At 70.8% G+C, this 22,824-nt stretch carries 19 protein-coding genes; 6 read left to right on the top strand and 13 right to left on the bottom strand.

Annotation, left to right across the window (positions count from 1 at the left end; all coding sequences use genetic code 11):
- The 3 genes from AC5YDV_RS15930 to AC5YDV_RS15920 form a co-directional block, all read right to left on the bottom strand.
- Window positions 1–1,323, bottom strand: a 1,323-nt coding sequence (locus tag AC5YDV_RS15930; RefSeq protein WP_496192523.1) for a DUF222 domain-containing protein, incomplete at its 3' end; no start/stop codon positions are given.
- A gap of 102 nt (window positions 1,324–1,425) precedes the next feature.
- The gene (locus AC5YDV_RS15925) at window positions 1,426–2,049 is read right to left on the bottom strand and encodes a GyrI-like domain-containing protein (protein WP_496182796.1); all 624 of its coding nucleotides are present in this window, start codon (window positions 2,047–2,049) and stop codon (window positions 1,426–1,428) included.
- A 9-nt stretch (window positions 2,050–2,058) separates the two neighbouring features.
- Entirely contained in the window at window positions 2,059–3,792 is a 1,734-nt protein-coding gene (locus AC5YDV_RS15920) for a SulP family inorganic anion transporter (protein WP_496182797.1), read from the bottom strand.
- A 74-nt stretch (window positions 3,793–3,866) separates the two neighbouring features.
- Between AC5YDV_RS15920 and AC5YDV_RS15915 the strand changes: the two genes are divergently transcribed.
- Complete coding sequence (locus AC5YDV_RS15915) at window positions 3,867–5,588, top strand: AMP-binding protein (protein ID WP_496182798.1); 1,722 nt, start codon at window positions 3,867–3,869, stop codon at window positions 5,586–5,588.
- Window position 5,589: 1 nt separating this feature from the next.
- The gene (locus AC5YDV_RS15910) at window positions 5,590–6,774 is read left to right on the top strand and encodes an MFS transporter (RefSeq protein ID WP_496182799.1); all 1,185 of its coding nucleotides are present in this window, start codon (window positions 5,590–5,592) and stop codon (window positions 6,772–6,774) included.
- On the opposite strand, the gene AC5YDV_RS15905 is transcribed toward AC5YDV_RS15910, so the two are convergent.
- Genes AC5YDV_RS15905 through AC5YDV_RS15885 form a run of 5 tightly spaced genes read right to left on the bottom strand, consistent with a single transcriptional unit; the run spans window position 6,740 to window position 11,375 of the window.
- Window positions 6,740–7,072 (bottom strand): DUF3017 domain-containing protein, encoded by a 333-nt coding sequence (locus tag AC5YDV_RS15905; RefSeq protein WP_496182800.1) that lies wholly within the window; start codon window positions 7,070–7,072, stop codon window positions 6,740–6,742. The genes AC5YDV_RS15910 and AC5YDV_RS15905 overlap by 35 nt on opposite strands.
- Entirely contained in the window at window positions 7,069–7,929 is an 861-nt protein-coding gene (locus AC5YDV_RS15900; RefSeq protein WP_496182801.1) for a bifunctional methylenetetrahydrofolate dehydrogenase/methenyltetrahydrofolate cyclohydrolase, read from the bottom strand. The genes AC5YDV_RS15905 and AC5YDV_RS15900 overlap by 4 nt, the downstream gene beginning before the upstream one ends.
- A 28-nt stretch (window positions 7,930–7,957) precedes the next feature.
- Window positions 7,958–9,514: a bifunctional phosphoribosylaminoimidazolecarboxamide formyltransferase/IMP cyclohydrolase gene (gene purH, locus AC5YDV_RS15895; RefSeq protein WP_496182802.1), complete on the bottom strand. Its 1,557-nt coding sequence runs from the start codon at window positions 9,512–9,514 to the stop codon at window positions 7,958–7,960.
- Window positions 9,515–9,529: 15 nt separating this feature from the next.
- Entirely contained in the window at window positions 9,530–10,117 is a 588-nt protein-coding gene (purN, locus tag AC5YDV_RS15890; RefSeq protein ID WP_496182803.1) for a phosphoribosylglycinamide formyltransferase, read from the bottom strand.
- Window positions 10,118–10,127: 10 nt separating this feature from the next.
- Window positions 10,128–11,375, bottom strand: a complete 1,248-nt coding sequence (locus AC5YDV_RS15885) for a cell division protein PerM (RefSeq protein WP_496182804.1) — start codon at window positions 11,373–11,375, stop codon at window positions 10,128–10,130.
- 99 nt (window positions 11,376–11,474) lie between these two features.
- Here AC5YDV_RS15885 and AC5YDV_RS15880 point away from each other — a divergent pair, with 99 nt between their 5' ends.
- The gene (locus AC5YDV_RS15880; protein ID WP_496182805.1) at window positions 11,475–13,127 is read left to right on the top strand and encodes a hypothetical protein; all 1,653 of its coding nucleotides are present in this window, start codon (window positions 11,475–11,477) and stop codon (window positions 13,125–13,127) included.
- Between the two features lie 69 nt (window positions 13,128–13,196).
- On the opposite strand, the gene sucD is transcribed toward AC5YDV_RS15880, so the two are convergent.
- Window positions 13,197–14,078: a succinate--CoA ligase subunit alpha gene (gene sucD / locus AC5YDV_RS15875; protein ID WP_496182806.1), complete on the bottom strand. Its 882-nt coding sequence runs from the start codon at window positions 14,076–14,078 to the stop codon at window positions 13,197–13,199.
- Between the two features lies 1 nt (window position 14,079).
- Window positions 14,080–15,264, bottom strand: a complete 1,185-nt coding sequence (sucC, locus tag AC5YDV_RS15870; RefSeq protein WP_496182807.1) for an ADP-forming succinate--CoA ligase subunit beta — start codon at window positions 15,262–15,264, stop codon at window positions 14,080–14,082.
- Between the two features lie 227 nt (window positions 15,265–15,491).
- Here sucC and AC5YDV_RS15865 point away from each other — a divergent pair, with 227 nt between their 5' ends.
- Window positions 15,492–16,379, top strand: coding sequence for a M23 family metallopeptidase (locus AC5YDV_RS15865; protein WP_496182808.1), 888 nt, complete (start codon window positions 15,492–15,494; stop codon window positions 16,377–16,379).
- A 242-nt stretch (window positions 16,380–16,621) separates the two neighbouring features.
- Here the strand turns inward: AC5YDV_RS15865 and AC5YDV_RS15860 are convergent, their stop codons facing one another.
- A complete protein-coding gene (locus AC5YDV_RS15860; protein ID WP_496182809.1) occupies window positions 16,622–19,087 on the bottom strand; it encodes a UvrD-helicase domain-containing protein in 2,466 nt (821 codons plus the stop codon).
- Between the two features lie 47 nt (window positions 19,088–19,134).
- Between AC5YDV_RS15860 and AC5YDV_RS15855 the strand changes: the two genes are divergently transcribed.
- Window positions 19,135–20,364 carry a phospholipase D-like domain-containing protein gene (locus tag AC5YDV_RS15855; protein ID WP_496182810.1) on the top strand — a complete coding sequence of 410 codons (1,230 nt, stop codon included), beginning with the start codon at window positions 19,135–19,137 and terminating at the stop codon, window positions 20,362–20,364.
- Window positions 20,365–20,452: 88 nt separating this feature from the next.
- Entirely contained in the window at window positions 20,453–20,716 is a 264-nt protein-coding gene (locus AC5YDV_RS15850; protein ID WP_496182811.1) for a GlsB/YeaQ/YmgE family stress response membrane protein, read from the top strand.
- An 88-nt stretch (window positions 20,717–20,804) separates the two neighbouring features.
- On the opposite strand, the gene AC5YDV_RS15845 is transcribed toward AC5YDV_RS15850, so the two are convergent.
- The gene (locus tag AC5YDV_RS15845; RefSeq protein WP_496182812.1) at window positions 20,805–21,485 is read right to left on the bottom strand and encodes a response regulator; all 681 of its coding nucleotides are present in this window, start codon (window positions 21,483–21,485) and stop codon (window positions 20,805–20,807) included.
- Complete coding sequence (locus AC5YDV_RS15840; protein WP_496182813.1) at window positions 21,482–22,762, bottom strand: PspC domain-containing protein; 1,281 nt, start codon at window positions 22,760–22,762, stop codon at window positions 21,482–21,484. Before AC5YDV_RS15840 ends, AC5YDV_RS15845 begins: the two co-directional genes overlap by 4 nt.
- Window positions 22,763–22,824: the final 62 nt, after the last annotated feature.

Raw genomic sequence — 22,824 nt, 5'->3', positions numbered from 1 at the left:
GGTGCGGGTGGGGGGTGTGGGGAGGTCGGTGCGGGGGATGAATCCGGCGGTGATGGTGAGGGGTTGGGGTGGGATGTGTTGGGTGTGCCGGTGCCTCAGGTGGGTGCCTTGCCGGGTGACTTCGTAGCCGGACCCGAGCGGGCTGGTGATCGTGAACCGGCCCGGGTCGGATTGCTCGTACTTCCACTGGCCGTGGGTCTTGGCGCGGTGCACGAACTGCGACAGGCAGCCCAGGTTGCTGGGCCTGGTTTGCCGCGGCCGACCGTGGCGCCAGGACTGGGTGTGGTCTCGTTGGCAGCCGGCCGCGGGCCGGGACGAGAAGGGGAACACCTCGAACCCGTCCCGGACCACCACCTGCCGACCGATCCCGGCCGGCACCTCGTAGGCATCCACCGCCGGATCGTCGGCCAGGTCGATGACCGGCAGGACGCGGACCCGGTGGTGTTGCAGGAGGTCCCGGACCTGCCCCAGCAGCAGGGCCCCCAGGTCGCCGCCACCCCGGTTCGCGGTCGGGCCGACCAGTTGGGTCCGCGCCAACGGGCTCCCCGGCACCACGTGCACCACCAGCGTCGCCTCCGGACGCGGCAGACCACCGGGGAGTGGGGTGTCGCTCGGCTTGGCGAGATCGGCCAGGGCTTGCGCGCGCAACCGGTCGAGGGGGTCGGTCGCCCCGTCGGTGACCTTCTGCCGGGCGAGGGTCTCGACCGCGTTCGCCAGGACCAGGGCGTCCTCGCTGTGCAGGCGCGCGTACACACTCGAGATGCCCTCCCCCTCGTGCACGATCCGCACGAACGTCTCCGACCGCTTGCTGTCGGCCCGCTCGATCGCACCCTGGGGGTCGGCCGCCACGATCAGGCCCCCCAACTTCCGCAAGACGCGTGGCCACGCCAAGCGGCCCAGTGCCGGGAACAATGCCTCATCCACCTCCCGGCACGCCGACAGGGTGAGCAGGCTCGTCTTCTGGGCCAGCTTGCGGGCCTGCCACACCGGCAGCAAGCCCCGATGCAACGCCTCCCACGTCCGCGGCATCCGCTCCCGCAGGTCCACCACGTCCGACACCAGCGAGCGGGCACTGTCGGCCGAGAAGCCCATCAGGGCGGCGAGTTCGAGGATGAGGAATTCGGCGAACACCGGTGTGCCGTCGTGCCCCGACGCCACCAGGCGTTCGGCACCCTCCACCAGCGATTCGGGCACCGTGTCGTACAGGTCGACCAACTCGGCGACCAGATCCACCTCACAAACCTCCAGGGCACGACGACTCTCGCGCACCTGCACCAACTCACCCGCCACCTGGCGAGCACTCCTCAGGGGTAGGACTTCCATGACCCCCACGCTAGAACTCACCACCGACACTTTTCGAACACACCTCCGAAGCTGTTGCGCGGTCAGGAGCGCGGTCTGGTAGCGCGCGGTCAGGTCACGCGGTCAGGCTCCCTCGGCTTTCCTGATCGGTTGGCGCAGGATCGTCCTCAACTTCTCCGCGGCGGTGCGCCGCGGATCGCTCAGGTAGATCTCGTGATGCGGCCCGTTCCACGTCAGTCCCAGGCTCGGCATGACGTCGTGGTGCAACGCCGCGAGGACGGGCCCCTCGTCGTCGTACGGACCGATGTGCAGGGTCTGGAGGCACCGCCCCTCGGCCAGTGTGAGGACCCGGACATCGGACAGCGGCGGGTCGGCCGTCTTCCCGGCCGCGGCCTCGAGCCCCGACGCGACGTCAGCATCGTCCACCTGCGGGGGCAGCGGGATCAGCATGGTCCAGTCCCAGCGGTCCTTCTCACGCGAGACGAAGGCCGCCGGGTCGGTGCTGGACCACAACCCCTCGAGCGGCCCCACGACGAAGTCCGAGCCCGTCCGCCTCTTGAAGGCCGCCCGGATCGCGTAGCCGGCCGTGTAGAGCGACGACACCGCCCGCGGGTACAGGGGCGTGCTGTTGGGGTCACCGTGTCCGTCGACGGCCAGGTACCGGAACTCGGGGACATCGACCTCGACGAAGCGCCCCGTCGGCGGTCGATAGAGGTCCTTGAAGTCCTGCTTGAGGTCGATGCGCATGGGGCTCCTTCAGGACGGCAGGCCGGCCGGCGGGCGTCCGACCTCGGTCTCGAACTCGGCCGCGTAGGCCGCCACGGCGGTGGGCAGGGTCGGGTGGATGTGAGACTCCCCCACCTTCTCGGTGAGACCCGCCTTGTCGAAGAGTTCCTTCACCTCTGCCTTGACCCGGGCGAACGCCAGCACGACGCCGGCATCGGCCAAGCCTGCGCGCAACTCCTCCAGGGCGTCCACCGCGGTGATGTCCGGGTCGATGTTGGCCTCGGCGTTGATGAGGAGGCAGCGCACGGGGCCGGGGGCCTCCTCGACGGCGGTGCGGGCCCGAGCGGCGAAATCCGAGGCGTTGGCGAAGAACACGGGCGCGTCGTAGCGGTACACGACGAGTCCCTCGACCTGGGTGGCGTCCGGGTAGTCGTCGATGTCGTGCATGCCGGCGACACCCGGGGCGAATCCGAGGACACCCACGTGCGGCCGGACGATCCGCCGCAACAGGTCGAGCAGGCTGAGGGCGATCGCGACCCCGATCCCCTCGAGCACTCCCAGTGCGATCACACCCAGGGCGGTGACGGCGGTGAGCACGACCTCGCTCGGCCGGAATCGCGCGATCCGCTTCAAGGCGTCGCCATCCACCAGCCGGGAAGCCGCGTAGATGATGATCGCCCCCATCGCCGCGCTCGGGAACGTCGACAGCACGGGGCCCGCCACGAGCAGGACCAACACGACCCCCGCCAGCGCGACCAGCGAGTGCACCTGCGTCCGGCTGCCCACGGCGGCGCCCAGCGCCGTCCTGCTCCCGCTGGAACTGACCGGGAATCCCTGGGTGAGTCCGACCGCCACGTTCGTCAGCCCGAGGGCGAGCAGTTCCTGGCCGGCGTCCACCCGCTGCCGCTTGCGCGCCGCGAAGGCGCGCCCGGTCAGGACGTTGTCCGAGTACCCGACGAGCGCGATGCCGACCGCCCACGGCAGCACCGAGGCCAGGTCGACGCCGGCGGCGTCCGGCACCCGTGGCAGTGGCAGGCCGAGCGGCACCTCTCCGATGGTGTCCAGTCCCCAGCCCGAGACGCCGGGCAGCGCGGCGAAGCCCGCCGCCGCCAGCATGACGATCAGAGGGCCGGGCCAGCGCGGCAACCAGACGGAGAAGGCGAGGACCGCGACGAGGGTCGCGAGGGCGAGCCCGAGCGTCGGCACATGGACGGCCTCCCACTGCCGCAGCACCGAGACGACCTCGGCCAGGGGGTCGTCGCCCGTCGCCTCCAAGCGCGTGATGCGGCCCAGTTGCGAGGTGATCATCAAGACGGCGACGCCGATCAGGTAGCCCTGCAGCACGGGCCGCGACAGCAGGTTGGCGAGGAACCCGAGCCGGGCGACCCAGCCGACCAGGGCGACCAGGCCCACCGCGATGGCCAGGATGGCCGCGATGTCGGCTGAGCGGGAGGCCCCGACCGTCGTGCTGAGCGCCCCCACCGCCGCGGCGGTCATCAGGGCTGTCGTGGACTCCGGACCGACGGACAACTGCCGCGAGGAACCCACGACCGCATAGACGGCCGGCGGCCCGAGCATCCCCCACAGGCCCACCACGGGTGGGAGGCCCGCGATCTGCGCGTACGCCATCACTTGGGGCACCAGGTACGCGGTCACCGTGAGGCCAGCCACGACGTCCGGGCGCAGCCAAGCGCGCTCGTAGTGGCGCAGGACCACCAGTCCGGGAAGCATGCGTGTCAGGACCGACACCCCCGTGGTGGCCATGGGCCACGATAGCGCGCGATGCAACATGCGGGCGTTACCTACGCAACCGTCGGTAAGGGCGTAACCTGAAGCCCATGACTTTTGCTGGCCGCCCCGCGACCGACGCGACGGAAGCCGTCCGTACCGCGCGCGACTTCCTGTTGGACCACCCCCACGACTACGACACCGTGGTACGGGACTTCGCCTGGCCCGAGCTCACGGACTTCAACTTCGCCCTCGAGTGGTTCGACGTCGTGGCGGGCGAGCACCCCGACCGCGCCGCGGTCACGATCGTCGACGACGAGACGGGACACGTCCAGTCCTGGACCTACGGCGACCTGGCACGGCGATCGGACCAGGTGGCCGCCTGGCTGACCGGCCTGGGCATGCGCGCCGGCGACAAGATGGTGGTGATGCTGAACAACACCATCGAGCTGTGGGAGGTCCTCATGGCCCTGATGAAGGTGAACGCCGTCGCCATCCCCACGTCGACGCTGCTCAACGACGAGGACCTGGCCTGGCGCGTCGAGACCGCCGGGGCGCGGTTCGCGATCGCACCGGCTGCCCTCGCCGAGCGGTTCCACCTGGTCAGCACCGACACGAAGCTGATCGCGGTCGGCGACGACGTGGACGGCTGGCTGCGCTGGGGGGACTCGCTGGGCGCCCCGGACCACTTCAGCCCCAGTGCCCCCACGCCCGCGGACTCGACCTCGCTGCTGTACTTCACCTCGGGCACCACCGCGCGCCCCAAGCTGGTCCGGCACACGCAGGTCTCCTACCCGGTCGGCCACCTGTCGACGATGTACTGGCTCGGCGTCCGACCGGGCGATGTCCACCTCAACATCTCCTCACCCGGCTGGGGCAAGCACGCCTGGAGCAACTTCTTCTCCCCCTTCCTCGCGCAGGCGACCGTGTTCATCGTGAACTACGAGCGCTTCCACGCCGAACGGCTCCTCGCCATCATGGACGCCCACGAAGTCTCGTCGTTCTGCGCTCCGCCGACCGTGTGGCGCATGCTGATCCAAGCCGACCTGTCGCGCCTGACCAAGCCGCCGCGCGAGCTCGTCGGCGCCGGTGAGGCGCTCAATCCCGAGGTCATCAACAAGGTCCGCGAGGCGTGGGGCAACACGATCCGGGACGGCTACGGCCAGACCGAGATGACCTGCGCCATCGGCAACTCCCCCGGCCAGCCCGTCAAGATCGGCGCCATGGGGCGTCCGCTCCCCGGCTACCGTGTCGCGCTGCTCGACCACCAGACCGACGCGGTCCTCGAGGGCCCCGGCGAGGGCGAGATCTGCCTCGACCTGTCGTACGACCACGGCGGCCTCATGGGCGGCTACTTCGAGGCCCCCGAGCTCACCGCCGAGGCCTGCCGCAACGGCTTCTACCACACCGGCGACATCGGTGAACGCGACGAGCGTGGCTACATCACCTACGTGGGCCGCGCCGACGACGTGTTCAAGGCGTCCGACTACAAGATCAGCCCCTTCGAACTCGAGTCGGCGCTGATGCTGCACCCGGCCATCGTCGAGTGCGCCGTGGTGCCGTCGCCGGACGAGGTCCGCGGCGCGGCACCCAAGGCGTACGTGCTGCTGGCGGCCGGCCAACACCCGGGGCGCGAACTCGCGGCGTCCGTGTTCGCGCACTGCCGTGAGCACCTGAACGGCTACCAACTCGTCCGCATCCTCGAGTTCGTCGACGCGCTGCCCAAGACGATCAGCTCGAAGATCCGCCGCGTCGAACTGCGCGCGGCCGAGGCCGAGCGTGTGGCGTCCGGCAGCGTGGAGGGTCAGTACTTCTACCGCGACTTCCGGTGAGGTGACCGGGCACCCGTCGTGGCGGCGGCTCTTCCTGACCCTCATGGCCGCGGGGTGGGGCGCCAACCAGTTCGCACCGATGCTGCTCGTCTATCGCGCCGAACGCGGGATGACCGAGCAGGCGGTGACGGGCCTGTTCGCCGTCTACGTCGCGGGCCTGGTGCCCGCGCTGCTCGTCGCCGCATGGTGGAGCCAGCACCACGGCAAGCGCCCGATGCTGCGGGTGTCGTCGGTGCTGATGCTGGCCGGTTCCCTCCTGCTCCTCGCGGGAGCCGACGTCTCGTGGCTGCTGACCGCGGGCCGGGTGCTGGGTGGGATCGGGATCGGGTTCGCCATGGGTCCCGGGACCGCCTGGATGAAGGAGCTGTCGGCCGACCAGGTCGTCGGCACCGGCGCCCGTCGCGCCGCGCTCGCCCTCACCGTCGGCTTCGCGTTGGGACCCACCGCCTCGGGCTTCGTCGCCCAGTGGCTGCCCACCCCGCTCCACCTTCCCTACGCTCTGCACCTCGTCGTGCAGGCCGTCGCCACCGTGCTGGTGTGGAACCTCCCGGAAGCCGGACGCAGCGACAACCCGACGCCGACAGTCGGCGAGGTGGTCCAACACGTGGGGCGTGATTGGTTCGTCCGTGCCGTCCTCCCGACCGCCCCGTGGGTCTTCGGCGTCGCGGCGGTCGCGTTCGTGGTGATGCCGTCGGTGCTGGGCCCGCTGGCCGGGCTGCCGCGGATCGCCGCCGCGGGCGCGGTCGCCGGCCTCACCCTGGGCACCTCCGTGCTGCTGCAGCCGTCCATGAAGCGCTGGGCGACCCACCACCCGGGGCGCGTCAGCGCGCTCGCGATGGCGGTGACCACCGTCGGCATGGGCCTGGCGACGGCCGCCACGCTGGCGCCCGCCTGGTGGTGGTTGCCCGTGGTCGCGGTCGTGATGGGCGCGGCCCATGGCCTGCTCCTGGTGGGCTCCATGACGACCGTCGAGTTGAACACCCCGCCCGAGATGATGGCGGCCACGACGGCCGTGACCTACTGCCTGACGTACGTGGGCTTCCTGTCGCCGTACCTGGTCGCACTGTTGAACGCGGTCGGACCGGCCTGGCTCGTCCTCGGGGCCGGGGCCGGCATCGCGGCCGTCACCACCGCGTGGCTGGTGGTCCAACCTAGGGCTGCGGCGGCACCACCAACGACAGCGTGATGATGCCGGCCCCCAGCACGCCCAAGCAGGCCACGTCCACCCAGCGACCGCGGACGCCGAGCAGCCCCACCCTGTCGGCGGGCAGGACTGCGCGGAGCACCGTGCCCACCGCGAAGGCGACGCCGACGGCGAACGACCCACGCTTCCAGTGGGAGAGCGCCACCCAGCCGATCCCGATGGTGACCCCGAGGAGCACGACGAACAGCGGCCACTGGCCGAGCACCAAGCGGTACCACGGCCGTGGCGCGCGGGGGCCTTGGTCGGGCGTCCAGCCCTCCCCGGAGTCGCGTGGGCTCACGAGCCGGACGCCGCCAGCGCCTCCGCGCGGTCCACGACGTTGGACAGGAGCATCGCCCGGGTCATCGGACCCACACCACCGGGGTTGGGCGAGATCCAGTCCGCCTTCTCCCAGACGTCCGGAGCGAAGTCGCCGACGGTCTTGCCGTCGACGCGGCTGACGCCGACGTCGACGAGCACCGAGCCCTCGCGGATCATGTCGGCGGTGATCAGGCCGGGGACCCCGGCGGCCCCCACCACGATGTCGGCCCGCCGGGTGTGCTCGGCGAGGTCGCGCGTGCCGGTGTGGCACAGCGTGACCGTGGAGTTCTCCGAGCGCCGGGTCAGGATGAGCCCCAGCGGACGCCCCACGGTGATGCCGCGTCCCACGACGCACACCTCGGCACCCTTCCAGTCGATGCCGTGCCGACGGACGAGTTCGACGATGCCGCGCGGCGTGCACGGCAGGGTCGCGGGCTCGTTCAGGACGAGGCGTCCGAGGTTGATCGGGTGCAGACCGTCGGCGTCCTTGTCGGGATCGATCAGGGACAGCGCCCAGTTCTCGTCGAGGTGCTTCGGGATCGGCAACTGGACGATGTAGCCGGTGCAGGCGTCGTCGGAGTTGAGCCCCTCGATCGCCTCGCGCAACTGCTCGGCGGTGGCGTCGGCGGGCAGCTCCACCTGGATCGAGGCGATGCCCACCTCCTGGCAGTCCCGGTGCTTCATCCTCACGTAGTTCTGGCTGGCCGGGTCCTCCCCCACCAGCACCGTGGCGAGGCCGGGCACGTGGCGGGCCTCGCGCAGGGCCGCGGTGCGGGTGGTGAGTTCCGCCTTGATCGCGGCGGCCGTGGCCTTGCCGTCGAGTCGCTGTGCTGTCATGCTGCGCTCCTTGCCTCGTGCCGCGGGATCAGTGGAAGAAGTGCCGCGTGCCGGTGAAGTAGAGCGCGACGCCCCGGTCCTTGCACAGCGCGATGGTCTCCTCGTCGCGGACTGACCCGCCCGGCTGGACGATGGCCTTGACTCCCCCGTCGATGAGGATCTCGGGGCCGTCGCTGAACGGGAAGAACGCGTCGGACGCCGCCACGCTGCCCCGCGCCCGCTCGCCGGCGCGCTCCACGGCCAGCTTGCAGGAGTCGACGCGGTTGACCTGGCCCATGCCCACGCCCACCGAGGCGCCACCCGACGCCAGCAGGATCGCGTTGCTCTTCACCGCGCGGCAGGCCCGCCAGGCGAAGGCGAGGTCGGCCAGCGTGGTCTCGTCGACCGCCTCGCCGGCTGCCAGCGTCCAGTTCGTGGGGTCGTCGCCGGGAGCGTCGATGGCATCGGCTTGCTGCATCAGCATGCCCCCGGTGATGCCGCGGGTCTCCACGCCACCGCCCGGGTAGGCCGGCACGACGAGGATGCGGATGTTCTTCTTGCGGTTCAGGACCTCGACCGCGCCCTCCTCGTAGCCCGGAGCCAGGATGACCTCGGTGAACACCTCGGCGACCTGCTCGGCCATGGCGACCGACACGGGCCGGTTCGTGGCGATGACGCCGCCGAACGCCGAGACGGGGTCGCACGCGTGCGCCAAGCGATGAGCCTCGGCGATGTCCGCGCCGACCGCGATCCCGCAGGGGTTGGCGTGCTTGATGATCGCCACGCAGGGCTCGTCGAAGTCGTACGCCGCCCGGTGGGCCGCGTCGCCGTCGGTGTAGTTGTTGTAGCTCATCTCCTTGCCGTGCAGCTGCTCGGCCTGGGCGATGCCGTCGCGGCCGTACCCGTTGCGGTACAGGGCCGCGGGCTGGTGGCTGTTCTCGCCGTAGCGCAGGGTGCCCACCTTGCTCCACGTGGCGCCCACCCAGCCGGGGAAGCCGTCGCCGGACGACGTGTCGGTCAGGACGTTGCCCATCCAGGAGGCGACATGGACGTCGTAGGTGGCGGTGTGGACGAACGCCGCCGCGGCCAGCGCCTTGCGCTCCTCGAGCGTGAACCCGCCGGACGCCAGCGCCTCGGTCAGCTGTCCGTACTGGTCGGGCGAGGTGATGATCGCCACCGAGGGGTGGTTCTTCGCCGCGGCACGCACCATGGACGGCCCGCCGATGTCGATCTGCTCGACGCACTCGTCGGGGCTCGCCCCGGAGGCGACCGTCTGCGTGAACGGGTAGAGGTTGCTGACCACGAGGTCGAACGGCTCGACGCCGAGGTCGCCCAGCTGCTGGACGTGCGACTCGAGGCGGCGGTCGGCGAGGATGCCCGCGTGCACCTTCGGGTGCAACGTCTTCACCCGGCCGTCCAGGCACTCGGGGAAGCCGGTCAGCTCCGACACCTCGATCACGGGGACGCCGGCCTCGGCGAGCAGCTTGTAGGAGCCGCCGGTCGAGACGACCTCGACGCCGGCGTCCGCCAGCGCGCGGCCCAGCTCGGCCAGGCCGGTCTTGTCGTACACCGAGACCAGGGCCCGGCGGATGGCGATGCGATCCATTCTTCTCTTCTCTCCTCAGCGGGACGCGGCCAACGCGTTCACGGTGTCCACGAGCAGGCGTCTCTCGGCGACCTTGATGCGCTCGTGCAGGGTTTCCTCGGTGTCGTCCGGCTCCACCCGGACGGCCACCTGGTCGATGATGCGGCCGGTGTCGACGCCGGCGTCCACCTCGAAGATGGTGCAACCGGTCACCTTCACCCCGTGCGCGAGCGCGTCCCGGACGCCGTGCGCCCCGGGGAAGCTCGGCAGCAGCGCCGGGTGGGTGTTGAGCATGCGTCCGCCGAAGCGGGCGAGGAAGGCGTCACCGACGAGCTTCATGAAGCCGGCGCTGATGACGAGGTCGGGTTCGTACTCGGCGCAGGCCGCGGAGAGCGCGGCATCGAAGGCCGGACGGTCGGTGGCGCCCGTGGCGTCCCGGTGGTCGGCCAGGCGGACGGTGAAGGTCGGGACCCCCGCGGCGCGGGCACGATCCAGGCCGGTGCACTCACGGTCGGCCCCCACGGCCACCACCACGGCGTCGAGGGCACCGGACGCCTGGGCGTCCAGCAGCGCCTGCAGCAGGGTTCCCGAACCGGAGACCAGCACCAGGAGCCGCAACGTCATGGGGACCACCTTATCCAGTGGGCCCCTGTTCGGGTGTCCTTGCCCTCCGCGACAGCCACAGGGCGCGGCCGAGACCGACCAGGGCACCGGCCACGAGCAGCGGCCCGGTGGCCCACAGCAGCAACTCCGGGAAGCGCGGCCCCAGCCCCACCAGCCGGTGGGCGCCGAGGTCGCCGCGGGACAGCCACGAGAGCACGATCCACACGAGCCCCGGAAGCAGACCCGCGAGGGCTCCCTGCCCCAGCTGGGGCAGCCACCTCGGCTCGCTGCCCCGCAACAACCACCACGCGGACGCCGCCCCCGCGGCCACGCCCACGGTGAGCCAGGCCCAGTCCGCGACGCCGGGCACGGTGGGGATGGCTCCGAGCACGGGAACGGCCGGGAGGACGGCGGGGAGGACGACCCCCGGCGCGACCAGGCCCGTGCCCCCGAGCGTGACACCGGCCCCGAGGGCGAACGACCCCGACCAGAGGATGAGGTTGGGCAGGTAGGCGAGTTGGACGAGGGTGAGGACGGCCGCACCCACGGCGTCCGGCTGGAGGGACTCGTGGAGGGTGACAATCTGGTCCCATCGCGCGACCAGGGCCACCACGAGCGCCAGCGTGGAGCCGAGGGTGAGGACGGCGACTCCCACGCCCGCGGCAGCCGGCAACCGCCGGACCCAGTCGGGCCCCCCGGCGAGCGGGTCGAAACCCAAGCCGAGGAGGGCGCCGGATCCCGAGCCGACCAACGACACGAGCACCAATCCGGGCACGACCTGACCCACCTGCGCGGGCCCGCCGAGAACGCCGGCCAGGATGAGCCCGACGACCACGTAGGTGCCCACGCTCACGCCGGTGACGGACGCCCACGCCAACCACCCGTCCTTCGGGGAGGCGTCCTCCACGAGCCCGTACTGGCCTGCGGCGTGGTGGGCCGCCATCGCGCACCCGAGGGCCACGAGGGCCACCATGCCCAGGGGCACGAGGTGCAGGGTGAAGTCCTCCAGCGCGACGGGGACCCCGTGGAGGGCGAGCCATCCCTGGCCGATGGTCGCGACCACGTCCGCCGCGGCGAGGTGCACGGCGGTGAGCCAGGAGGCGCTGACCAACACCCCCACGGCGACCCAGCCCACGAGGGCGGCCGCAGCGGTCCAGGCGACGGCGGCCACGAGCCAGGGGACGTACGGGACCCGCACGTCCGCGTCCGCCGCGGGTTCCGCGGGAGAGGCCACCGTGAGGCTCACCGGGGTCCGTCGAGGGTCAAGAGGCGTGCGCATGATGTGACCATCGTCACCCGTTGTCGGCGTCGCGATCGTGGGGACACGCCCCAGCTTGGTAAAGTCGAGGAGTTCAGATCAGCGACCCGGGGGAGGAAGATGTCCGATCAGCAGGGTCCCACCCCGCGACGCGCGCTGCCCCCGCGTGACGACGCGCCGGACGTGGACGACGATGTCCGAGACGACGTCGTCGACGAACCGACACCGGCCGCCCCCCGCCGGGGCCTGTGGTCGGCCACCTCCGAGTCCGACCCGGCGGCCTCCGCTCCGGGCACACCGATCCCGCCTCCGGCCGTGCTACCCGCGTCGGACGTGGCGCCCGCCAGTGCGGGACGCCGCTTCTCCGCGGCCGAGCTGCCCGCGGCGGACAAGCGCCCGCTCCCCCGGCGTTCGGCGCTGTCACCCGCGGGCAGCCGCACCCGCTCCCCCGGCACCCCCGTCGCCGCCCCGGCCCGATCGGCCGGTCCGGCGCGGGCGACGACCACGCCGACGTCGCCCGGAAAGCGCCCGCGCTGGCCGCTGGTCGCCCTCGCCGTCCTCGTCGTCGCGGCCGTGGTGGTCGGCATCGTGTGGGCCATCACCAGCCGGGGGTCAGGCCTCGGTCGCCCGAACCCCGCCCCCACCCCGAGCGTCGACCCCGCGGCCACCTACCTGCTGCAGCCCGAGGACCTCGGCAACGTCCGTCCCGGCACGACGTGGCAAGCCGTCGCGACGGCGACGACGGCGGACGCGTCCGCCCCGAAGCCGCTGTGCATCACGCCCGTGGCCGAGCAGGCCACCCAGCCGGCCAGCATCCTCGTGCGCACCTTCTCCCCCACGGCCGGCGACCCCGGCGGCCTCCTGCACCAGGTCGAGGAGTACGAGACGCCCGAGTTGGCTCAGGCCGCCTACACGCAGCGTCTCACCCAGCTGGGTGCCTGTGAGCGCAACACCGCATGGGTCGACGGCGGCATCACCGTCACAGGGCTCGGAGACGAGTCGGCCGGGGCCACGCTCATCCTGCAGGCGGCCCAACCCGAGTACCACGCCATCGTCCTGAGCAGGACCGGTGACCGCCTCAACGTGCTGGACGCCACCCAGGCGTCTGCCTTCCCCGACGTCCCCGGCCTCCTCCCAGCCCTGGCTGCGGTGTCCCAGCGGCAGTGCGCCGACGCGGGCACCTGCCCGACGGCGACGCCGACCGCGGCCCCGGGTGTCCCTCCCGCCGTGGAGCCGTTCGGCTTCTTGGCCGGAGTCGACCTGCCCCGCATCACGGCCGCCGCCGGCGAGTGGCGCGGAACGGCGGTGGCGCCCGGCGTCACCACCACCGGATCGCGGTGCGAGGGCGTCGACCTGACCCAGGCGCCCGGGGCCGTCAAGCAGGAACAGCGAACGCTCCTGCTCCAGGACGACGCGGCCGCCCCGTCGGGGTTCGGGTTGGACGAGGTCGTCTACACGTTCAACACCCCCGAGGAGGCTGCCGGCTTCGTCGCCACCTTGGCCGGCGGCATCGACGGTTGTGCGGGACGGACGGCGACCGCCCAGGTCGCCCGCACCACCGACCTCCAGGGTCCCGGAGCCGGGGCAGCATGGGCCGTCACCCGACAGGTCGACCAGAGCGATGCGCGGGCCCGTTACCGCGTCGCCGCCCTGGCCGCCGGCACCCACGCGATCTACCTGATGGCGAACCCGAGCGCCGAGTTCGACTTCTCCGACGAGGCGTTCCACAAGGTCGCCCTCCGCAGTGCGGAGCGGCTGACACAACTGCCCTGACGACAAGCCCCGACACGTGCAGGAGCCCCCGGCCGATGGCCGGGGGCTCCCGTAGCTCTCGCGCTGGACTCAGCGCGACTTGATCGCCTGACGCACCAACGTGGCGGTCTCGGACGGCGTGCGACCCACCTTCACGCCCGCCTTCTCCAGTGCCTTCTTCTTGGCCGCGGCGGTGCCCGACGAGCCGGACACGATCGCGCCCGCGTGGCCCATCGTCCGGCCCTCGGGCGCCGTGAAGCCCGCCACGTAGGCCACGACGGGCTTGGTGACGTTCTCCTTGATGAACTCGGCCGCGCGCTCCTCGGCGTCGCCGCCGATCTCACCGATCATGACGATGCAGTCGGTGTCCGGGTCCTCCTCGAACGCCCGCAACGCGTCGATGTGGGTGGTCCCGATGATCGGGTCACCGCCGATGCCGACGCACGTGCTGAAGCCGATGTCGCCCAGTTCGAACATCATCTGGTACGTCAGGGTGCCCGACTTGCTGACCAGGCCGATGTGACCGGCGCGCGCGATGTTGGGCGGGATGATGCCGACGTTGGAGCGTCCCGGCGAGATGAGCCCCGGGCAGTTGGGCCCGATCAGGCGTACGCCCTTCTCCTCCGCCGCGGCGCGGAACTCAGCGGTGTCCTTGACGGGAATGCCCTCGGTGATGACGACGACGAGCTCGATGCCCGCGTTGATGGCGTCCAGGACGGCCTTCTTCGCGTACGGCGGTGGCACGAACACGCACGACACGGTCGCACCGGTCGCGTGCTTCGCCTCGGCGACCGTGTTGTAGACTTGGATCGGGTCCTCCTCGAACGTCACCGACTGCCCACCCTTGCCGGGCGTCACGCCGGCGACGACGCGCGTCCCGAACATGAGCATGCGGTTGGTGTGCTTGCGCCCCTCGGTGCCCGTCATTCCCTGCACGATCACCTTGCTGCGGTGGTCAAGCCAGATCGCCATGTCACTTCCCTCCCATGGCCGCGCTGGCCAGTTGCGCGGCCTTCGCGGCCGCTTCGTCCATCGTGTCCACGAGGGTCACCAGCGGGTGCCCGTACTCCTCCAGCATCGCCCGACCGACCTCGACCGCGTTGCCGTCCAGCCGCACCACGATGGGCTTGGACGCCCGGTTGCCCAGCTGCTTCAACGCTTCCCGGATGCCCTTGGCGACCTCGGAGCATGCGGTGATGCCGCCGAACACGTTGACGAAGACCACCTCGACCTGCGGGTCGGACAGGATGATGTCCAGGCCGTCCGCCATCACCTGGGCGGACGCGCCGCCGCCGATGTCGAGGAAGTTGGCGGGCTTCGGGCTGCCGGGCAGCCCCTCGCCGGCGTACGCGACGACGTCGAGCGTGCTCATGACCAGGCCGGCACCGTTGCCGATGACGCCGACGTGGCCGTCGAGCTTCACGTAGTTCAGGCCCTTCTCGCGGGCGCGCAGTTCGAGCGGGTCGATGGCCGTGGCGTCCACGAGCGCCTCGCGCTCCGGGTGACGGAAGTCGGCGTTGTCGTCGAGGGACACCTTGCCGTCGAGCGCGATGATGCGGCCGTCCCCGGTCTTGACCAGCGGGTTCACCTCCACCAGGGTGGCGTCCGCCTCGCGGTAGACGTCACCCAGCTTGACCAGCACGTCCACGACCTGGTCGGCGATGTCCTCGGCGAAACCGGTCTCGGCGACCACCTGCCGCGCGGCGGCCTCGTCGAGGCCCGTGCGCGGGTCGAGGCTGAGACGGATGAGCGCCTCGGGACGCTCCTCGGCCAACTGCTCGATCTCCACGCCGCCCTCGAGGCTGCACATCGCCAGGTAGTTGCGGTGGGCCCGGTCCAGCAACATCGAGACGTAGTACTCCTCCGCGATGTCGGCCCCCTCGGCCACCATGACGGCCTCGACGAGGTGACCCTTGATGTCCATGCCGAGGATCGCCCGCGCGTGCTGCTCGGCCTCCTCGGGTGACTTCGCCAGCTTCACGCCGCCGGCCTTGCCCCGTCCGCCGACCTTCACCTGCGCCTTCACGACCACGACGCCGCCACCCAACTCCTCGGCGGCGGCACGGGCCTCTCCCGGCGTCCGGGCGACGAGGCCCCGCAGCACCGGGACGCCGTGCGACTCGAAGAGGTCGCGGGCCTGGTACTCGAATAGATCCATGATCTCCGTCCTCCGTGTGCCGCAACGGCGCGGCACCCGCCCGAAGGCTAGCGGGGAGGCCAGAGTAACGACCACTCCCCGGCCCAAACTTCGCCCATCGGCAACACGCGGCAAGTGCCTGAGAAGATTTCTGAGAATCACACAGGAACTGCTAGTGTTCCGACGTCGCCATCGGCGGTGAGTGGCCGCGAATCGGCGGCTGAGACTCTCTCAGGAAGGAAGTCAGCGTGGCACGCTTCGACTCGGGCTCCTACCAGCCGCGTTGTGCTGTCACCGATCCCGACGAGGCCTTCCTGTCCGAGCCCGCCCTCCCCCGGCGCCTGGCGCGCCGCAGCCGCTTCGTCCGGGGTGGCATCGCGGTGGGAGCCGCTGCCAGCGTCGGGCTCCTGGCCATCCTCACCCCCGGCATCGCGCAGGGCGTGTCCGCGTCCCACGCGGCGGCCAACGGTGCCGCCCACTCCGTCAGCGACACCTCGCGCATCGGGACGACGGACGCCTTCAGTTCCCGCGGCGACTCGACCGATCGCAACACCACCCGTCCCGGGGTGGACGTGGACGACGCCGCCCTCCAGCGCGCCAGCTCCCTCGACGCGGTCGCCCAGCAGGTGGCCGACACCCAGGCGTCCGTCGCCGCGCAGGCTCGCGCGGCGACCCTGACGAGCACCGGCTCAGCCATCGACGCGGAGACCGACCGCATCGCGGCCCAGGTCTTCTACTGGCCAACCGAGGGCGAGATCACCTCTCCGTGGGGCATGCGTCGGCACCCGATCCTCCGCTACGTCCGCCTGCACGGTGGCGCCGACATGGGCGGGGCCGTGGGCGCGCCGATCCACGCGGTCGCCGACGGCGTGGTCACCAAGGCGGCCCGCGGCTACAACGGCGGCTCCGGCAACAACGTGCGGATCGACCACGGCGTCGTCCTGGGCAAGCCCGTCGAGAGCGGCTACCTGCACATGCACACGATCACCGTGCGCGAGGGCGAGACCGTGAAGAAGGGCCAGGTCATCGGCTCCGTCGGCAACACCGGTCTCTCGACCGCTCCGCACCTGCACTTCTCGGTCTACGTCAACGGTGTCAACAGCGATCCGGCGCCGTTCCTCTACGCCGGCCGCTGAGTCTCCGACGGCTGAGTTCTCCCCCACCTGAGTTTCTCCCCCACCTGTCGCGGCGAGGTGCTCGACCTGCGCTGCGCCGACGCGCACCTGGAAAGGCGCACGACGCTGTGCACTCTTTCAGTTGGTCTCCCCGGGGGTGGGAGCACGTGTTCTTTTCTACACGGGGCACCCCTACCGGAACACCAAGAGAAGGTGTGCACCATCCGAACAGTCCGTGAACTGCTCGTACGCCCTGGAAAGCCCTACAGCTTCTCCATCGGCGCGTGCCGGACGGACAGCTTCTTCAAGCCCGCCGACCCGAAGTCCACGATGACCTTGAGGTTGTCGCCCGCGCCCTCGGTCGCGGTGACGCGTCCCATGCCGAACGTGGTGTGCAGGACGCGGTCCCCCGTTGACAGCGCCGCGGCGACCTTCGGGGCGGCCGGCTTCGCGCCGAATCCGACGGTGCTGCGCCACGACTGCTCCGAGCGCCTCGACACACTGGACGACCAGGACCCGACCTGGCTGCCCAGGCGCCGCCAGTCGAGCAGGTGGGAGGGGATCTCGGCGATGAACCGGCTGGCCGGGTTGTACTGCGGCTGCCCCCACATGACGCGGACGGTCGACCGGGTCAGGTAGAGCCGCTGCCGGGCGCGCGTGATGCCCACGTAGGCGAGACGGCGCTCCTCGGCGAGTTCGTCCGGGTCGGACAGGGCGCGCATGTGCGGGAAGATCCCGTCCTCGAAGCCGGTCAGGAACACGACCGGGAACTCCAGTCCCTTGGCCGTGTGGAGCGTCATCAGCGTGACGACCCCGCGACTGTCGCCGTCGCCGCCCTCAGATGGCGCTGTCGGGATCTGGTCGGAGTCGGCCACCAACGCGATCCGCTCGAGGAAGGCCGGGAGCGAGTCGTCCGGCTCGGGCGAGCCCGCGGCCAGCCCGCTGCCCTCGGCCGTCGCCTCGTCGTTGGCGGGGAGCAGGCCCGAGTTGCCGGGACCGATGTCCTCGGTGTGCGCGGCCGCCACGAACTCGCCGGCGACGCTGACGAACTCGATCACGTTCTCCAGGCGCGTCTGGTCCTGGGGATCGGTCGAGTTCTGCAACTCGTCGATGTAGCCGGACTCGTTCAGGATCGACGCCAGGATCTGGTCGGCACTCACCCCCTCCTCGACCATCTGGCGGTGCTCGGCCATCATCGCGGCGAACGCCGTCAACTGCTTGGCCGACCGGGGCGCGAGGCCGACCACCTCGTCGACGCGGTCCAGCGCGTGCCCGAACGGGATCCGGTGCTCGGCCGCGAAGGCGTCCACCAACGCTTCGGCCCGGTCACCGATGCCCCGCTTGGGGACGTTCAGGATGCGCCGGACGCTCACGTCGTCGGCCGGGTTGGCGATGGCCCGCAGGTAGGCGATGGCGTCGCGCACCTCGCGGCGCTCGTAGAAGCGGACGCCGCCGACCACCTTGTACGGCAACCCGACGCGGATGAACACCTCCTCGAACGCACGGGACTGCGCGTTCGTGCGGTAGAACACCGCGACGTCGGAGTACTTGGCGCCCCCGTCCACCAGCTTGTCGACCTCGCCGGCGACGAACTGCGCCTCCTCGTGCTCGGTGTCCGCGACGTAACCCGTGACCAGGTCGCCGTCGCCGGCGTCCGACCACAGCTTCTTGGCCGGACGCCCCGTGTTGCGTTCGATGACCGCGTTGGCCGCGGTGAGGATGGTCTGGGTGGACCGGTAGTTCTGCTCGAGCAGGATCGTCCGTGCCCCCGGGAAGTCCGAGTCGAAGTCGAGGATGTTGCGGATGGTCGCCCCACGGAACGCGTAGATCGACTGGTCGGAGTCGCCCACCACCATGAGCTCGGGCGCCTCCACGAGGTTCTCGTCGGGTTCCTCCGGGGCCCCACACAGCTCGCGGATCAGCACGTACTGGGCGTGGTTGGTGTCCTGGTACTCGTCGACGAGCACGTGCCGGAAGCGGCGGCGGTACTTCTCCCGGATGTCCGGGTGCGCCTGCAGCAGGTGGACCGCGGTCATGATGATGTCGTCGAAGTCCAGAGCGTTCGCGGACGTGAGGCGGCGCTGGTACTCCGCGTAGGCCTGGGCGTACACCGCGTCGTTCCCGCCCCCGGCCAACTGCTGGGCCGACTCGAAGTCGACCAACTCGTTCTTCCAGTTCGACACGGCGTTCATGACCGTGCGGACGGGGTACCGCTTGGCGTCCAGGTTGAGGTCCTTGCAGACCAACGACATGAGGCGTTTGGAGTCGGTGTCGTCGTAGATCGAGAACGTCCGGTTGAGGCCGAAGCGGTCGATGTCGGCACGCAGGATCCGGACGCACGCCGAGTGGAAGGTGGACACCCACATCAGGCGGGCCCGGTTGCCCACGAGTTCCTCCACGCGGTGCCGCATCTCGGCTGCCGCCTTGTTGGTGAACGTGATCGCCAGGACGGAGCCGGGGTGGACGCCGCGCTGCCCGATCAGCCAGGCGATCCGCCGGGTGAGGACGCGGGTCTTGCCCGACCCCGCGCCGGCCACGACGAGTACCGGTGACCCGGCGTGGACGACCGCCTCCCGCTGCGGCGGGTTCAGGCCCTCCAGCAACTCCTCGGCGCTCGGCTGGCGGCGGCGGGAGGGCCGCTCGGCCACCTCACCCACCTGGCGTGCCGGCGCGGGGGCCGACGGCGCGGGTTCGGCGGTGAAGGAGAACAGGTCGGGGAGTTCAGTCATGGCAGCGCCCAGCCTACTGGGGCGCGCCGGTCCACTAGGGTGTGGCCATGGTGATCGGTGGGGTGACGCGGGCCGTCCGGTGGGGGTTCGCTGGCTTGGCGGTTGCCCAGGCCGGAGTGATCGCGGCCCTGACGATCGCCGACCGGCGCCGCCGACGGGGGCGCCAGCACGTGGGGTTCCCGACGTCACCCCCGCAGTCCGTCCCGATGGAGGACACCCAGGTCACCGTCTACACCAAGGGCCTCGACCTGTACGAGGACATGCTCGACGCCATCAACGGCGGCCGGCACACCATCCTCTTCGAGACCTACATCTGGAAGGCCGACCGCACGGGCGAGCGCTTCAAGCGCGCGCTCACCGCGGCCGCCGACCGCGGGGTCGACGTGTACATCGTGTACGACTGGTTCGCGAACCTCGTCGTCCCCCAGCGCTTCTTCGACCTCGACCCGCGCATCCATGTGCTGCGCCACCGGCCGTGGACGGGGCTGCGTGGCCTGCCGATCCGCGCCCCGGGGCTGAACCACCGCAAGGTGCTCGTCGTGGACGGCGAGATCGGGTTCCTGGGCGGCTACAACATCGGTTCGATGTACGCCACCAGGTGGCGCGACACCCACATGCGCCTCGTGGGCCCGGCGGTGGCGGACCTGGACAACGCCTTCGTCGACTACTGGAACCAGACGAGGACGCGGCGGCACCACGAACTCCCCAACCCCGAGGAGCGACGGTGGGAGACGCCCATCACGCTCCAGCGGAACGTGCCCAGCCTCGGGGTCTACCCGATCCGGTACATGTACCTGGAGGCGATCGACAAGGCACGCGAGCGCATCTGGTTGACCCACGCCTACCTCATTCCGGACGACGACCTGGTGTTCGCCCTGGTCGAGGCCGCTGAGCGCGGGGTCGACGTGCGCATCATCGTGCCGGCGGACTCCAACCACATCGTCGCGGACTGGCTGAGTCGTGGTTCCTACCATGCGTTGCTCAGCCGGGGCGTCCGCCTGTTCCTCTACCAGAACGCCATGGTGCATGCGAAGACGGCCACCATCGACGGCGTGTGGTCCACCATCGGCACCGCCAACATCGATCGGCTGAGCCTGATCGGCAACTATGAGTTGAACGCCGAAGTGCTCGACAACGACCTCGCAGCCCTCATGGAGGGCATTTTCGAGATGGACCTCGGGAATTGCCGGGAGCTGACCCTGAGTGAATGGGAGGGTCGACCCTTGGTGAACAAGGTGTCCGAGGCGATCATTGCTCCACTGAGGCCGTTGTTGTAGTCGACCTTCCCGGGGATATCCTGATTGATCCCTGAACCAAGGGCTGCTGGCTGGCGCTGAGGCCACGACCATCACTAGCGTTTCAGGCATGGGAATCATCGGTTGGATTGTTTTGGGCCTCCTCGCTGGGGCCATCGCCAAGGCCATCATGCCGGGTAACCAGGGCGGCGGCTGGCTCGCCACACTCGTTCTCGGCGTTGTTGGTGCACTGCTCGGCGGTTTCATCGCCAGCGCTCTCGGTCTGGGTGGCATCAACGAGTTCTTCTCGATCTGGACGTGGGTCGTCGCCATCCTCGGCTCGCTGCTGGTCCTCGTCATTTGGGGACTCGTCACCAAGAACCGTCGCGCCTGACCTCCATCCTCCACCACCAACAGAAGGCCCCCGGGAAACCGGGGGCCTTCCTTCTGTCACGAGCGAGCGGCCGCTGCGGGCCGACGCGTCAGACCAGCTTGCGGTCAGTGGCCCAGCGGGTGAGCTGGTGCCGGTTGGACAACTGCAGCTTGCGCAGCACGGAGCTGACGTGGGTCTCGACGGTCTTGATCGAGATGAACAGCTCCTTGGCGACCTCCTTGTAGGCGTACCCGCGCGCGATGAGCCGCAGCACCTCGCGCTCGCGCTGGGACAGCCGGTCCAGGTCCTCGTCGATGGAGGCGATGTCGATCGCGCCCGAGAAGGCGTCCAACACGAAGCCGGCCAGGCGAGGGCTGAAGACCGCATCCCCGTCCGCGACACGGCCGATGGCCTCCACCAGTTCCGGCCCGGAGATCGACTTGGTGACGTAGCCGCGCGCACCGGCACGAATGACACCGATCACGTCCTCGGCGGCGTCCGACACGGACACGGCCAGGAACTTGATGTCGGGCTGGGTGGCGTGCACCTGCTTGATGACCTCCATGCCGCCGCCGCCGGGCATGTGGACGTCCAGCAGGACGACGTCGGGGGTGGTGCGGGTGATCGCCTCCACGGCGGTCTGGACGTCCTCCCCCTCGCCGACGATCGTGACGTAGGGGCCGATGTCGTGCTTCACACCGCTGCGGAACATCGCGTGGTCATCGACCACCACCACGCGTCGCTGGCGGTTGGGCTGGCTCGTGGTCTCGGTGTTGGTCTGTTCGGTCATCGTCTCATCTCCAGTGTCACTTCGGTTCCTCGCTCGGCCGACGAGCGGATGCGGGCCACGCCGTGGTGCCGTTCCATCCGGTCGAGGATGCTGCCCCGGACTCCCATGCGGTCCTCCGCGATGCCGTCGGTGTCGAAGCCCCGCCCGCGGTCGCGGACGAACACCGCGACGAGGTCCTCGTCCACCTCAGCGTAGACGTCCACCACGGCCGCACCCGAATGCTTCGCCGCATTCCGCATCGCCTCGCGGGCCGCCCGGACGAGTTCACGCAGCGCAGGGGTCAACTCCACGTCCTCGCCCACGGTGACGGTCTCGACCCGCACCGGGAAGTTGTCCTCCACCTCCAGGGCCGCTTCGAGCAGGGCTGCGCGCAGGGTGTCGGCCTCCTCCGCCTCCCCGTAGAGCCACTCGCGCAGTTCGCGCTCCTGCCGCCGGGCGAGGCGGGCCACCTCGCGTGAGTCGGTCGACTGGCGCTGGATGAGCGCCAACGTCTGGAGCACGGAGTCGTGCAGGTGGGCGGCCATGTCGGCGCGCGCGTCACTGAGCAGCTTCTCCTCGCGCATCCGCCTGAGCGCGCGCCGGGCCCGCAGGACCCAGGGCGCCGCCAGCAGGGCCAATCCCCCGATCAGCAGGGCCAGGCCGAGGGTGAGCATGCCCAGGGCGCCCAGGTTGGGGATCAGGGTCAGCACGATCGTGATGGACGCCCCCAGCGCGATCACCGCGACGATGTGCGCGAGCACGATGGACCAGTGCGCGGCGAGGGTCCTCAGCCAGCTGCGCCAGCCGTTGGCCTGCTCGGACGCCGTGCCCTGGGCCCGGTCGGCCTGCCACCACACGAGGCCGGCGGCGAGGCCGGCGAGGGCTGCCGCGGCCAGCCATTGCAGGTCGGCGCCCCACCCGAGCACCTGGAGCAGCCACAGGCCACCACCGGCGACGAGCGCCAGCGCGATCAGCTGGCCCAGGTCGGTCCCGCGTGGCCCGGCGACCGAGACCGTCCTCATGCCGCTGCGCGTCGCGGCGTCCACACCCGGGGCGACCGTGGGGGACGTTGCCGGCGGGATGACGAGCCAGAGGATGAGGTAGGCCGCGACGCCGACCAGTTGCCAGGCCGCGAGGACGGCGAACGCCGTGCGCAGCACCAGGGCGGACACCCCGAGGTGGTCACCCAGACCGGACGCCACCCCCGCCACCTGGGCCCGGTCCAAGTGGCGGACGAGGCGCTTCGGCGGGACCGCCACGACCCCGTGGGGGTCGGTGGTCGCTGCAGTCTCGAGCATGGGCCCATGCTACGGGGGCCGGTGCCCGGGGGCCCATCGGGTGAACCCTGAGGGTTTTCTCG

The organism is Propioniciclava sp. LT432, assembly GCF_059515965.1.
The sequence above is the reverse complement of the archived record's forward strand: the minus strand, read 5'-3'. Positions and strand labels throughout refer to the sequence as shown.

Excerpts from the sequence above, each read along its gene's own strand:
- AC5YDV_RS15845 (WP_496182812.1), bottom strand. The coding sequence starts at position 21,485 with ATGACCGAACAGACCAACACCGAGACCACGAGCCAGCCCAACCGCCAG.
- AC5YDV_RS15855 (WP_496182810.1), top strand. The coding sequence starts at position 19,135 with ATGGTGATCGGTGGGGTGACGCGGGCCGTCCGGTGGGGGTTCGCTGGC.
- AC5YDV_RS15860 (WP_496182809.1), bottom strand. The coding sequence starts at position 19,087 with ATGACTGAACTCCCCGACCTGTTCTCCTTCACCGCCGAACCCGCGCCG.
- AC5YDV_RS15925 (WP_496182796.1), bottom strand. The coding sequence starts at position 2,049 with ATGCGCATCGACCTCAAGCAGGACTTCAAGGACCTCTATCGACCGCCG.
- AC5YDV_RS15885 (WP_496182804.1), bottom strand. The coding sequence starts at position 11,375 with ATGCGCACGCCTCTTGACCCTCGACGGACCCCGGTGAGCCTCACGGTG.
- AC5YDV_RS15900 (WP_496182801.1), bottom strand. The coding sequence starts at position 7,929 with ATGACAGCACAGCGACTCGACGGCAAGGCCACGGCCGCCGCGATCAAG.
- purN (WP_496182803.1), bottom strand. The coding sequence starts at position 10,117 with ATGACGTTGCGGCTCCTGGTGCTGGTCTCCGGTTCGGGAACCCTGCTG.
- sucD (WP_496182806.1), bottom strand. The coding sequence starts at position 14,078 with ATGGCGATCTGGCTTGACCACCGCAGCAAGGTGATCGTGCAGGGAATG.
- AC5YDV_RS15880 (WP_496182805.1), top strand. The coding sequence starts at position 11,475 with ATGTCCGATCAGCAGGGTCCCACCCCGCGACGCGCGCTGCCCCCGCGT.
- purH (WP_496182802.1), bottom strand. The coding sequence starts at position 9,514 with ATGGATCGCATCGCCATCCGCCGGGCCCTGGTCTCGGTGTACGACAAG.
- AC5YDV_RS15920 (WP_496182797.1), bottom strand. The coding sequence starts at position 3,792 with ATGGCCACCACGGGGGTGTCGGTCCTGACACGCATGCTTCCCGGACTG.
- AC5YDV_RS15840 (WP_496182813.1), bottom strand. The coding sequence starts at position 22,762 with ATGCTCGAGACTGCAGCGACCACCGACCCCCACGGGGTCGTGGCGGTC.
- AC5YDV_RS15915 (WP_496182798.1), top strand. The coding sequence starts at position 3,867 with ATGACTTTTGCTGGCCGCCCCGCGACCGACGCGACGGAAGCCGTCCGT.
- AC5YDV_RS15850 (WP_496182811.1), top strand. The coding sequence starts at position 20,453 with ATGGGAATCATCGGTTGGATTGTTTTGGGCCTCCTCGCTGGGGCCATC.
- sucC (WP_496182807.1), bottom strand. The coding sequence starts at position 15,264 with ATGGATCTATTCGAGTACCAGGCCCGCGACCTCTTCGAGTCGCACGGC.